The sequence below is a fragment of the Alteromonas sp. S015 genome, from assembly GCF_036864485.1.
GTDB lineage: Bacteria > Pseudomonadota > Gammaproteobacteria > Enterobacterales > Alteromonadaceae > Alteromonas.
The window spans coordinates 181,681-194,742 of the sequence record NZ_JAZETO010000005.1; the positions used below are offsets into that span (position 1 = coordinate 181,681).

The window sequence follows — 13,062 nt, forward strand, 5'->3', positions numbered from 1 at the left end:
CTTTGATAATAGGCAACTAACCTTGGCTTGCTTGCTTTCTGGCATGAGTAAGTTTAGACGCTAACTCATTTATATCATGTCTATCGAACATCGACTCAATATTCTCGGTGAGCTTTCTACGCCAGTTTGGATATTCATCAAATGTGCCTGGGATATTCACCGGCTTATCCATTTCTAGCCAGTCTTCCAACTGTAGGCTCAGCAGTGCACTTGAACCGCCTGCCATATGCACCTGCATACCGTTGTTCAGCTCGCGATTCATACCTGTGTAGTTAACATCGTGGCCCACCTTATCGTTAACGGAACCGTGCCCGTGTAAGGTATCTAGAATCGCTTGTTTGTTTTCATGACGATCCGCATACAGCGTTTGAAGAATTTCTTCTGTTGGATATAGCCCAATTTCTTTACCTAACTCTAGGTCTAAGCAGTGCCAGTAACCAATCAGTGTTGGCATATCATGGGTAGTCAAGGTTGACATCGACTGAACAGGATAGTGGCTAGGTGAGAAGAAACCACCGTCTTCTGCTTGTTCGAAGAAAAATACACGGTATGAGTACACGCCATTATCAGCAAGTTTACTGCGGATTTCTTCTGGCACAGTACCCAAGTCTTCACCAATAACTAAGCTCTGATTGCGATGGCTTTCTAACGCTAAGATACCGAGCAAATCGTCAACAGGATAATAAACATAGCCGCCATCTTTCGCGTTATCGCCCTTCACAACCCACCACAAACGCAGCAACGCCATGACGTGATCTATGCGCAGTGAACCTGACGACGCCATGTTGGACGCGAACAAGTCAATAATAGGCTGATACCCCTGCTCGTATAACTTACGAGGATCCATAGGAGGTAATCCCCAGTTCTGGCCGAGTGGCCCCAAGATATCAGGTGGCGCCCCAACACTTGCGCCTGTACAGTACAGGTCTTTATTACCCCAAATTTCCGCACTGCCTTCGCTAACGCCTACCGCCAAGTCGCGATAAAGGCCAATGGTCATGCCTGCATCTGTGGCTTTGCTACTTGCAAGTTCGAGCTGCTGCGCCGCAACCCATTGAAGGAACAGGTAGAACTTAACTTCATGCTGGTTGGCGCTTTTGAACTTAGCCACCGCTGGGTTGTGGTAGTCTTTGTATTCCTGTGGAAACACTGGCCAACCCCAGCTTTCCTTACCATCAGCTTTTAGGTGTGACTGCAGAGCATCGTACACCGCCAACATATCTAAACTTTCTCCGCCCGCTTCTACGAAGGCTTTGAATGCTTTGTTTTGTTTAGTGTTTCTACGAAGATACTTGGCATCGTATACGTTAAATACCGCTTTTAGCGCAGCTAATTTAACATGCGCCACCGCCTCGTAGTCTACGTGTTCTACGTTACGCGCATGTTCAAGCGTAGCTTTAAATTCATCGTTGCTCACTACCGCTTGTACTGACGTATCCTCATAACCCTCAATAGCGGTAACATCAATATATAAATAGTTCAGCCAGCGACGAGAACTTGGTCCATAAGGCGAGCATGCATTAGGGTTTGCTGGATAAAGGGCATGTATAGGGTTAAGCCCAATAAAGTCTGCACCAACGCCAGCGGCTTTTTCAATAAGTAGCGCTAAATCCGAAAAGTCACCAATACCCCAGTTCTTTTCACTGCGTACACAATAGAGCTGAACGCTTAAGCCCCAAACCTTTTTACCTTCTTTGATCTCGTTTGGCGTATAACACGCTTCTGGTGCCACAATTAATCGCGAGCGAGCAAACTCATCGTCATCTGCACTTAGGGCTATATCGTGATACCCAAGGGGTAAATCCAAAGACAACGTTACGACGTATTCATGGAATTCAACATCATCAATATGCGCCATCGTTGTCATATCCTGATCAACAGGCGTAAATTGATGTGTGAGCACGTCGCCATTTTCACAGGTGATTGTTAGCGTGTGGTCATCGTTTACCAATTCAATAGGCAAACGTACCGCAAGGTAAATTACTTGGTTGTTGCGAACTACTTGAACAGGGTTTAACGGAGACAACCAAACCGATTTTATATCTTGTGTAATTTGTGACTGAATTTTTTCATCACTACTGGTGTCATAGCCAAGTGTGTTAAGTAATTTTGCTTTACTTGATTCTGCGATGGTTGCTGGCTTTCCCCATGCGTCGACGTATTGGGTTTCTATTCCCCGCATTTCAACCAGTTGTTGCAGAAGTTGTTGTGTCATGGTCTATCATTCCTGTTATTCGGTGAAAGACGCAAAGCAAAAGTAAGCATGGTGCGTCTACAAACAAATTTTTAACATTATTCTAGAAACGAGGGCGCGGCGATATCTGAATACGATTGCAATAGCACTTATTCGTAATTTTGCAACACTTTGGCTTTTTATTTTGCTAATTATGGCATTTTGATCCATACTTTACGTAATTAATTTTCACTTTATTTAAATAATCGGGGTACGTTATGACAATTCGCATCGGTATCAATGGTTTTGGCCGTATTGGACGCCTAGTAATGCGCGCAGCAGCAGAGCGCAACGACATTGAAGTTGTTGCAATAAACGACTTACTAGACACGGACTACATTGCTTATCTATTGAAATACGACTCGACACACGGTTTATTCGACGGTGAAGTTACAGTAGATAACAACAGCCTAATTGTAAACGGCAAAACTATTCGTATTACTTCAGAAAGAGATCCAGCTACCCTTAAGTGGGATGAAGTAGACGTTGACGTTGTTGTTGAATCAACAGGTCTATTCCTAACTAAAGAAACTGCAGCGAAGCACATAGAGGCTGGCGCGAAGAAAGTTGTTATGTCTGCGCCTTCTAAAGACGACACGCCAATGTTCGTAATGGGCGTGAACCAAGAAAGCTACGCAGGTGAAACTATCGTTTCTAACGCGTCTTGTACTACTAACTGTCTTGCACCACTTGCCAAAGTACTTAATGACAAGTTTGGTATTGTAGACGGTCTGATGACTACTGTTCACGCTACTACGGCAACGCAAAAAACCGTAGACGGTCCTTCAATGAAAGATTGGCGTGGTGGTCGTGGTGCCGGTCAAAACATCATTCCATCATCAACCGGTGCTGCAAAAGCAGTAGGCAAAGTTATCCCTGAGCTTAACGGTAAGCTAACTGGAATGGCGTTCCGCGTGCCTACACCAAACGTTTCAGTTGTAGACCTTACCGTAAACCTAGCAAAGCCAGCTAGCTATGATGAAATCTGTGCAGCAATGAAAGAAGCGTCAGAGGGCGAGCTTAAAGGCATCATGGGTTACACTGAAGATGCGGTTGTATCTAACGACTTCCTTGGCGACGCGCGTACATCAGTGTTTGATGCCACGGCAGGCATCGCGCTTACTGACACATTCGTTAAGCTTGTCTCATGGTACGACAACGAATGGGGCTACTCGAACAAGGTACTTGACCTTGTGGCTCATATTTCTAAATAATTAACTGTATTTAGCAAAAATAGTTAAACTAACTACGCTAAAATTGAGTTAATCTAAAGGTGTAAACACAACGTTTGCACCTTTTTGTTTTCCGTGGTCGTAAACACACATAATAACGATATTTCGGCGACACACGCTTTCCGGTCGCTTACCCTTTGCTGTTTTCTTATTTAGTCCAAGGAGGACTTATGCCACCTGTTAATTCAGTCACCGTTAGCGAGTCGAATGGGCTTACCTTTTTAGACGTAAGCAATACGTTTGCTTCAGCACGTATAAGCCTTTTTGGCGGTCATATTTTGTCATACATCCCTAAAAAGGATGGTAAAGAACGTCTTTGGGTAAGCCCGCACGCATACTTAAATGGAGAGCGTCCAATTCGCGGAGGTATACCGGTATGCTGGCCCTGGTTCAGCGATGATCACGGCCGAGAAAAAGGTGCCCTCCCCGCCCACGGCTTTTTAAGAACCCAAGTGTGGAAACTGATCCACTCAGAAGAAGCGGATAACGGCACAACAATTACGCTTTCACCAAACTTCACCCGAGCTGAGGGGTTTGAGTATGACTGTAATGTGAACATGATCATTACCGTTGGTGACACAATGGACATCTCGTTAAATACTGAAAACACGGGCGTTACACCTTTTGATTTTAATTGCGCGCTGCATACTTATTTTCATGTTGATCACATACAGCATACACAAATAAATGGCATCGAAGGTCAATATCAAGACAAACTAGACAACTGGAGTTTAAAGCCAACCCCTAGCCCTTACACCATTACAGGTGAGACAGACCGCATTCATGTTGCGCCAATTAAAACTGCAGAAATTGAAGTTGAAGGCAGCCCGTTTACAGAAGTGTTATCCGACGGTAATGACTCTTTGGTAGTGTGGAACCCTTGGTTAGGAGCAGCATCTATTTCAGACATGGACCCATTTGGTTATAAGCATATGCTGTGCGTAGAAACATCAATAACCCAAGGTAAAACGGTAGCGCCTGGCGCTAGTCATACGCTTAGACAAACCATAGTGCCTAAGTGAATTATCTTTAGTGTAAACGCGTTCTACGCGCATTTAAGGGAGTCGACTGTCTCGTTCTTCCGTAAATGACATAAAAAAACCTGCCAATGGGCAGGTTTTTTTCGTTTATACGTTCGGCAAATTACTGTTTAGCGCCCGCAACAGCTTCTTTTGCCAGTTGCGTAATGCGTGCCCAATCACCTGCCTCAATTGCGTCGTCAGGGGCAAGCCATGAACCACCAACACATTTAACGTTATTAAGCGCCAGATAGTCATGGTAGTTGTTTGGGCCAATACCACCTGTTGGGCAGAACGTCACATCAGGGAAAGGACCACTGATAGACTTAATGGCTTTAACGCCACCTGAAGCTTCTGCTGGGAAGAACTTCATGTGGGTGTAACCTGCATCTTTACCCTTCATCAAATCAGAGGTTGAAGAGATACCTGGGATAAGTGGGATTTCCGAATCCATACCCGCCTTGAGCAAATCCGCCGTCATACCTGGGCTAATGGCGAACTTAGCGCCAGCTTCAACTACCGCTTTGAGCTGCTGCGCGTTAGTAACCGTTCCCGCACCAATTAAAGAATCTGGCACTTCTTGTGCGATTCGCTTAATCACGTCGATTGCCGCAGGAGTACGTAGTGTTACTTCTAGTACTTTAATACCGCCTTCCATCAGCGCTTTTGCCAGAGGTACGGCTTTTTCTACGTCATTTATTACCAACACAGGTACAACTGGTCCGGCGGCAAAAATTTCCTCTGGAGAGGTTTTCCATTTCGTTGTCATAATTTAGCTCGCTGTATTTTGATTCAGATATGCAGCCGCACCCAATAAACCATGATCAGGTTCTGCAATTAAATAGGTAGGGATGTCTTTTACGTAATGCTTCATTTGCCCTTTTGCTTCAAAACGCGCTCTAAAATCGCTATTTTGAATAAATTCAGGGAAACGATTAGCAATACCACCACCAATGAAGATGCCGCCTGTGGTCGCCATATTAAGTGCTAAATTACCCGCAAAGCTTCCCATAATTCGACAGAATTGGGTAAGGGTTGCTTCAGCAATCTTACAGGTACCGTTTAGCGCAGCGTCAGTTATCTGAGCGGGCTCAGTAAACACAACTGGCGCTGATGCGTGCTTGGCTAACGCAGTATAGATATTGTGTAGACCGCGACCAGACATCACTTCTTCGGCAGACGCACGCCCTAAAGTAGATTGGAGGTGACGCCATACAACAACATCGGTCTCGTCTACCGGTGCAAAGTCTACGTGGCCGCCTTCTCCGTCCAGCGTCTGCCAGCCAGCTGCGGTCATTGTAATATGCTCAACACCTAATCCCGTTCCAGGCCCAAAAACAGCAATATTGCCATTTTCTTTCGCTGTGCCTTCGCCAATTTGCACGACTTGCTCGCCGCTCAGAACTGGAAGAGAGTGCGCTACGGCCGTGAAATCGTTAATAACGAACAACGCTTCAAGTTTAAGCTGTGAGCTAAGTGCTGTTTGAGAAAATGCCCAACTGTGGTTCGTCATCTCGACGTGGTCGCCTAATACTGGACATGCAATTGCAATGCAACCTTGCGAAAAGTTGTACCCTGTCATGTCGCTAAAATATTGCGCAATAGCAAGGTCAATACTGGCAAAATCTTTACACATGTATTTTTTTATGTCAGCTACACCTGACTCGGTTACCCTTGCAACACGAATATTCGTACCACCAACATCAGCCACAAACTTCTGGCTCATTATGCTTGCTCCTGCGTATAAAACAGTGAACACGCACCTTCTTCCGCACCTGTTAGCATAGCGCGCATACCCGCAAACATTTCACGTCCCATTCCAACATGATGCTTCGTTAGATTTGCTGGAGCAGCTTCACGCGCCGCCAGTGTTTCATCGTCAACGTGAAGTGTAAGCGCGCCAGTTTCGGTATTTAGCTCAATAATATCGCCCTCTTGCACTTTAGCAAGTAAGCCGCCTTTATAGGCTTCTGGGGTAACATGGATAGCCGCAGGAACTTTACCCGATGCACCAGACATACGCCCGTCAGTAACTAGCGCAACTTTGAAGCCTCGGTCTTGAAGCACCCCTAGAGGTGGCGTCAAGCGGTGAAGCTCTGGCATACCAATCGCAGAAGGACCTTGGAATCGAACAACAACAATACAGTCTTTGTCTAACTTGCCAGACTTAAATGCATCATCCAGTTCAAACTGATCTTCAAACACGACCGCTGGCGCTTTGATATTGCAGTGAGGCGTACGGAGCGCTGAGGTTTTAATAACGCCACGACCAAGATTGCCATCAAGCACGCTCAAGCCGCCATCTGGCTTAAACGGTGCGTCAACGGTTGCCAGCACTTCTTTATCAAGGGATTCAGTTGGGCCATCTCGCCATTCTAATTCGCCATCTTTAAGTACAGGCTCTTTAGTATAGAAGTCCAAGCCTTCACCACAAATAGTCTTAACGTCGTTATGCAGTAGACCCGCATCAAGCAACTGTCTAATTAGCAATGACATACCACCGGCTGCAACAAAGTGGTTAATGTCGGCTGAGCCATTCGGGTAAATGCGTGTAAGTAGAGGCACGGCATTAGAGATATCAGAGAAGTCGTCCCAGTTTACGATGTAACCTGCAGCGCGAGCTACCGCAATAAGGTGCATGGTGTGGTTAGTAGAACCACCCGTAGCAAGGAGACCTACAAGGCCGTTCACAATGGCTTTTGCATCTACAATGTGACCAATTGGCGTATAGTTGTCGCCAAGATCAGTTAAGCGTGTTGCTTGAACCGCAGCCGCTTTTGTTAACGCGTCGCGCAAAGGTGTACCTGGATTAACAAAAGACGAACCAGGAAGGTGCAAGCCCATCATTTCAACCACTAGCTGATTCGAGTTTGCCGTTCCATAGAACGTACAAGTACCAGCTGAATGATAAGATTGAGATTCAGCTTCAAGCAGCGCGTCACGCCCTACTTTACCTTCGGCAAATTCTTGACGAACACGGGCTTTTTCTTTGTTTGGAAGGCCCGATGGCATTGGACCTGCTGGCACAAAAACGGTTGGCAAATGACCGAACGTTAGTGCGCCCATTAGTAGCCCAGGAACGATTTTGTCGCAGATACCTAGCATCAGTGCGCTATCGAACATGTTGTGAGAAAGGGCTATGGCAGCACCCTGAGCAATGTTATCACGGCTCATTAGGCTTAAATCCATGCCAGACTGGCCTTGTGTAACACCATCACACATTGCAGGTACACCACCAGCAAACTGGGCTACACTGCCTACATCTTTTACTGCATCCTTGATAAGCGCAGGATAGCTCTCGTAAGGCTGGTGCGCCGAAAGCATATCGTTATACGCAGACACAACAGCCACGTTGGCTTTAGTCATTGAACGAAGGTCAGATTTTTCGCTTGTACCACATGCTGCAAAGCCGTGAGCAAGGTTACCGCATGACAACACGCCACGGTGTGGCCCTTGACGTCGTGCACTCTCAATTTTTTCTAGATACGCCTTACGCGTTTCTTTACTACGCTCGATAATTCGTTGCGTAACTTCAGCAATTTTTGGATTCATGTTTGTCTCCTATGGCGCCCACATCAAAGTAACCGGCGCGCGGTTAACTACGGCGGTGATGGGCTTTTGCGCTTCGGTGGCATTTTCAATAGCGTCAAGTAAAACTTGTTTTTTCTTTTCACCAGTTAAATGCAAAAAGATATTACGACTATTGAGTAACGCTGGTAGCGTTAATGAAATACGTTGATGAGGTGCTGTTGTAGGTTGAACAGCGATGCAGGTTCTGCCGCTGTTCACATCTAAGCCGTCAAGTACTTGCTCAGAGCAAGGGAAAAGCGATGCAGTATGACCGTCTTCCCCCATGCCAAGAATTAATGCATCAAAAGGTTGCGACATGCTAGCAAGATTTGACTCTGCTGCATTTACGCCTTCGTTTGCATCGTCAGCTTCGCTTTTCAATTCGATAAAACGAGCCGCTGCGGCTTTATTTTGAATTAAATTATTTTTGACTAGGCTTGTGTTGCTGGCCTCATGGCCTTCTTCAACCCAACGCTCGTCAGCAAGGGTGATATCAACCTTATCCCACTCAAGATCGGTTTCGCTTAGCTGTTTGAAAAGCGCCAGCGGCGTGCGACCACCACTCACTACAAGCGATGCACGACCACGAGTTTTAATACCTGTTTTTAAGATACTGACTAAGTCTTGCGCAAATGCATCAGTCAATGCATCAGGTGTTTCGAATGATAGAGTTGTCAACGCCATATTACTTTTTCTTCCCTGTTTTGCTTTCGTACCAGCTGCGATTTTCGCGAGCAAGAAGTCCTATAGAGTCTACCGGCCCCCACGTACCTGCTTGATACGGCTCTGGTGGCTCACTCGATTGCTTCCACGCTTCAAGAATTGAGTCTACCCATGTCCAGGCTTGTTCAATTTCGTCGCGACGAACGAATAGCGCCTGATTACCCAGCATAACTTCAAGAAGCAGTTTTTCGTAAGCATCAGGAATACGCTCATCGGCGAACGCTTCAGAGAAGCTTAAGTTAAGCTTCGATTTTTGTAGATCCATAGAACCAGAGCTGGTGAGGCCAGGTACTTTGTTCATTACGGTGATTTCTACACCTTCATCTGGCTGTAGACGAATAACCAGCTTGTTCGGCGGAAGGTTCTTGAAGCTGTCACCGAATAAGTTGTGCGGCTGACGCTTGAAGTAAATAACAACTTCACTCACCTTAGTTGGCATGCGTTTACCTGTGCGTAGGTAGAACGGCACCCCAGCCCAACGCCAGTTATCAATTTCCGCCTTAATCGCAACAAAGGTTTCAGTCTTACTTTGCGTATTGGCACCTTCTTCTTCAAGGTATCCAGGCACTTCCTCGCCCTTCACGAAGCCCGACGTATACTGACCTCGAACTGTGCTTTCATTAATATTAAACGAGTTGATAGGACGAAGCGCTTTAAGCACTTTGAGTTTTTCATCTCGAATGCTGTCTGCGTCTAGGGTTGTCGGAGGCTCCATCGCCACCAAACTTAATATTTGCAGTAAGTGGTTTTGTACCATGTCCCGCATTTGTCCCGCGTCGTCAAAGTAACCCCAACGCCCTTCAATACCCACTGACTCTGCAACTGAAATTTGAACATGATCAATACAGTTGTGATCCCAGTTAGTAGCAAAGATAGAGTTGGCAAAACGCAGCGATACTAAGTTAAGCACCGTTTCTTTACCAAGGTAATGGTCGATGCGGTAAATTTGCTTTTCGTCGAAATACTCAGCAACTTGCTCATTAATCACTTTTGACGATGCCAAATCGTGACCGATAGGCTTTTCCAGCACTACACGAACGCTTGAATCGATAATTTTACAGCTATGCAGGCCGCGGCAAATGTCGCCGTATATTGCTGGGGGAGTTGCAAGGTAACAAACCATGGTACGGCTTGGGTCAACGTGATCGTCTAGTACGCAATAGCTTTCAACATCTTTCATGTCTACGCATGCATAATGCAAACGCGCTTTCATTTTCTCCCAAGTGGCTTCACACAAATTCTTTTCACCAAACTTAATAAGATTGGCGTAAACTTCTTCTATATAGGCGTCCAGCTCCATTTCTTGACGCGCAACACCTACAATCGTGGTGTCGGGGTGCATCAAGTTCGCTTTTTCAAGCTGATATAAAGAAGGCAACAACTTGCGTCGTGAAAGATCTCCCAGTGTACCGAAAAGTACAAAATCACAGGGTTCGTAGGAATTATCCAATACCATATTCGTCGACCTTTTAAATGTATGTGTCCGCGGCGTATTGTACAGTTATTTACAACACTAACGACTATTTTTACCCTATAGTTAACACTAAATGTAGTAAAATTACAACTTGTGCCAACTACAGCATCTCGTTCTTTACTTTTTCCCTCAGTTTACCCTCATTTAACCCGATTGAAATAACAAAAATTGTCAAAAAATTACATTTTTCTTGTCACAGTCGTCACATTGGGTACTATTACGAGTGTACCTTACAATAAATTGTGCTAACTAATTGCTATATCTGTATGAACATTTTAGAAAAAATCACACAAAATCAAGCGGCATTCAGTAAATCTGAGAAGAAGGTAGCTGAAGTCATTTTAGCTAACCCACAAACGGCCATTCATTCGAGTATAGCAACGCTCGCTAAGATGTCGGATGTCAGTGAGCCTACCGTAAATCGTTTCTGTCGAAGACTTGATACCAAAGGCTTTCCAGACTTTAAATTGCACTTGGCTCAAAGCCTGGCCAACGGCACGCCCTATGTTAACCGTCACGTAGATGAAAACGATAGCCCAGGCGAATATACCAATAAAATATTCGAATCAACCATGGCGTCGCTTGAAGTTGCGCGCCAATCTGTGGATGTAAACGTAGTAAATCGCGTTGTTGATTTACTTACGCAGGCCCAGAAAATCTCATTTTTCGGCTTGGGCGCTTCAGCTTCAGTGGCTCACGACGCGTTAAATAAGTTTTTCCGCTTCAATGTTCCAGTTGTGTATTTTGAGGATATTCTGATGCAACGCATGAGCTGCATGAACTGCTCAGATGGCGATGTTGTTGTATTAATCAGTCACACTGGTCGAACTAAGAGCTTAGTAGAAATCGCGCAGATTGCCCGTATGAATGACGCAACTGTAGTCGGTATTACTTCTGCGGAAAGCCCTCTGGCGCAGGAATGCAGCTACGTGCTGTCATTGGAAGTACCGGAAGACACTGACATGTATATGCCAATGGCCTCTCGTATTGCGCAGCTTACACTGATTGACGTACTTGCTACAGGATTCACATTGCGCCGCGGAAACAAGTTCAGAGAGAACCTAAAGCGAGTAAAAGATACGCTGCGTGGTTCACGCTACGAAAAGCGTGGTGAGTAATTTTCTTTCTACATGATCATTAAAGAATGCGTTAGCGTAACAACACTAGTTCAACAAAACAGCGAAAACGCCTAACTGGTCGAGCCAGTGTGGCGTTTTTGTTTATTTCATTCACATTTTTGTCAAATTAAACTATTATTCTGTAATAAAATTACGTAAAGCGATTACAGGCTCACCGTATAAACGCGTAGCCTATCACTCTTTGTCTTTTCTAACTTAGAAACAGCGACGGAATAACATGACCAGAAGAACGAAAATTCTTGCCACCCTAGGACCTGCAACAGACTCACTTGAAAAGATTCAGGCTCTCATTGCCGCAGGCGCAAATACAGTGCGCATGAACTTTTCACACGGACAGGCTGAAGATCATATCGAACGTGCGAAACGCGTTCGTCAGGCAGCAAAGAACTTAGGTAAATACGTAGCCATTTTAGGTGATTTGCAAGGCCCAAAAATTCGAGTTGCTCGTTTTGCCGAAGGCGCTATTCGTTTAGAGGTTGGTGCAAAATTCATTCTAGACGCTGAATTAGGTCGTGATGAAGGTGATATCAATCAAGTAGGTATTGATTATAAAGCGCTGCCTGATGATGTATCAGCAGGTGATATTCTGCTTCTTGACGATGGTCGTATTCAGTTACGAGTCACTGGTGTTGAAGGTCGCAAAGTGATTACCGAAGTAACCGTAGGCGGCAAGCTTTCAAACAATAAAGGTATTAACCGCCAAGGTGGTGGTCTTTCAGCAGATGCACTTACTGACAAAGATAAAGAAGATATAAAAACCGCCGCGAAAATTGGCGTCGATTACCTAGCAGTGTCATTCCCTCGCAGCGGCGCGGACTTGAACTACGCACGTGAACTTGCAGAAGCAGCAGGCTGCTACGCCAAAATTTGCGCAAAAGTGGAGCGTGCCGAAACGGTTGCGTCTGACGAAGCGATGACTGATATTATCTCTGCTTCTGACGCAGTAATGGTTGCCCGCGGTGACTTGGGTGTGGAAATTGGCGATGCAGAACTTGTTGGTGTTCAGAAAAAGCTAATTGCTCGTTCTCGCCAGCTAAACAAGGTTGTCATCACAGCGACGCAAATGATGGAGTCAATGATTGACAGCCCTATGCCAACCCGTGCAGAAGTGATGGACGTTGCAAACGCTGTACTAGACGGCACTGACGCGGTAATGCTTTCGGCTGAAACAGCGGCGGGTAACTTCCCTATTGAAACAGTTGCCGCTATGGCTCGTGTTTGTGAAGGCGCGGAAACTCATCCAAGTGTTAAAATTTCCAAGCACCGCATGGATCAGCAGTTTTCTTCGACAAGCGAGTCAATTGCTCTGTCTGCAGTATATGCCGCGAACCATTTGCCAAGTGTTAAAGCGATCGTAGGTTTAACGGAAAGCGGCACTACGCCAACGTTAATGTCACGCATCACTACATCTCTGCCAATTATCGCGATGTCTCGCCACCACTCAACACTTAACACAATGGCACTTTGCCGCGGCGTTAAGCCAGTTTTCTTCGACTCTTCAAACAGTGAACCGGGCAAGCTGAAGTACGATGTCATTGCGTCACTTAAAGAAAAAGGACTAGTGAAAACGGGTGACAGCATCATTTTGACATACGGCGATGAAATGGAAAAAGTAGGTGCGACTAACACCCTTAAGATTGTAGAAGTCGAATAACCTTACCTACAGCATTAA

Annotated in this window: 10 protein-coding genes; 4 read left to right on the forward strand and 6 right to left on the reverse strand. The window is 45.6% G+C overall.

Going from position 1 to position 13,062, the window contains the following annotated elements:
- Positions 1-16 precede the first annotated feature (16 nt).
- Positions 17-2,215, reverse strand: a complete 2,199-nt coding sequence (gene malQ / locus V7R42_RS11300) for a 4-alpha-glucanotransferase (protein ID WP_334020318.1) — start codon at positions 2,213-2,215, stop codon at positions 17-19.
- 236 nt (positions 2,216-2,451) lie between these two features.
- On the opposite strand from malQ, the gene gap reads away from it, so the two are divergent.
- Positions 2,452-3,447 carry a type I glyceraldehyde-3-phosphate dehydrogenase gene (gap, locus tag V7R42_RS11305; RefSeq protein WP_334020319.1) on the forward strand — a complete coding sequence of 332 codons (996 nt, stop codon included), beginning with the start codon at positions 2,452-2,454 and terminating at the stop codon, positions 3,445-3,447.
- A gap of 188 nt (positions 3,448-3,635) precedes the next feature.
- Positions 3,636-4,487 (forward strand): D-hexose-6-phosphate mutarotase, encoded by an 852-nt coding sequence (locus V7R42_RS11310; protein WP_334020320.1) that lies wholly within the window; start codon positions 3,636-3,638, stop codon positions 4,485-4,487.
- A 121-nt stretch (positions 4,488-4,608) separates the two neighbouring features.
- Here V7R42_RS11310 and V7R42_RS11315 read toward each other — a convergent pair whose 3' ends face one another.
- The 5 genes from V7R42_RS11315 to zwf are packed head-to-tail and all read right to left on the reverse strand — an operon-like array spanning position 4,609 to position 10,233.
- Positions 4,609-5,253, reverse strand: a complete 645-nt coding sequence (locus V7R42_RS11315) for a bifunctional 4-hydroxy-2-oxoglutarate aldolase/2-dehydro-3-deoxy-phosphogluconate aldolase (protein WP_334020321.1) — start codon at positions 5,251-5,253, stop codon at positions 4,609-4,611.
- A gap of 3 nt (positions 5,254-5,256) precedes the next feature.
- Positions 5,257-6,210 (reverse strand): glucokinase, encoded by a 954-nt coding sequence (gene glk / locus V7R42_RS11320; RefSeq protein WP_334020322.1) that lies wholly within the window; start codon positions 6,208-6,210, stop codon positions 5,257-5,259.
- On the reverse strand, positions 6,210-8,036 hold the full coding sequence (gene edd, locus V7R42_RS11325; protein WP_334020323.1) for a phosphogluconate dehydratase: 1,827 nt from the start codon (positions 8,034-8,036) through the stop codon (positions 6,210-6,212). Before edd ends, glk begins: the two co-directional genes overlap by 1 nt.
- Before the next feature lie 9 nt (positions 8,037-8,045).
- Positions 8,046-8,738, reverse strand: coding sequence for a 6-phosphogluconolactonase (gene pgl / locus V7R42_RS11330; protein WP_334020324.1), 693 nt, complete (start codon positions 8,736-8,738; stop codon positions 8,046-8,048).
- 1 nt (position 8,739) lies between these two features.
- Positions 8,740-10,233 carry a glucose-6-phosphate dehydrogenase gene (gene zwf / locus V7R42_RS11335; RefSeq protein ID WP_334020325.1) on the reverse strand — a complete coding sequence of 498 codons (1,494 nt, stop codon included), beginning with the start codon at positions 10,231-10,233 and terminating at the stop codon, positions 8,740-8,742.
- A 284-nt stretch (positions 10,234-10,517) separates the two neighbouring features.
- Here zwf and V7R42_RS11340 point away from each other — a divergent pair, with 284 nt between their 5' ends.
- Positions 10,518-11,369 (forward strand): MurR/RpiR family transcriptional regulator, encoded by an 852-nt coding sequence (locus V7R42_RS11340; protein WP_334020326.1) that lies wholly within the window; start codon positions 10,518-10,520, stop codon positions 11,367-11,369.
- A gap of 238 nt (positions 11,370-11,607) precedes the next feature.
- The gene (gene pyk, locus V7R42_RS11345) at positions 11,608-13,044 is read left to right on the forward strand and encodes a pyruvate kinase (protein ID WP_334020327.1); all 1,437 of its coding nucleotides are present in this window, start codon (positions 11,608-11,610) and stop codon (positions 13,042-13,044) included.
- Positions 13,045-13,062: the final 18 nt, after the last annotated feature.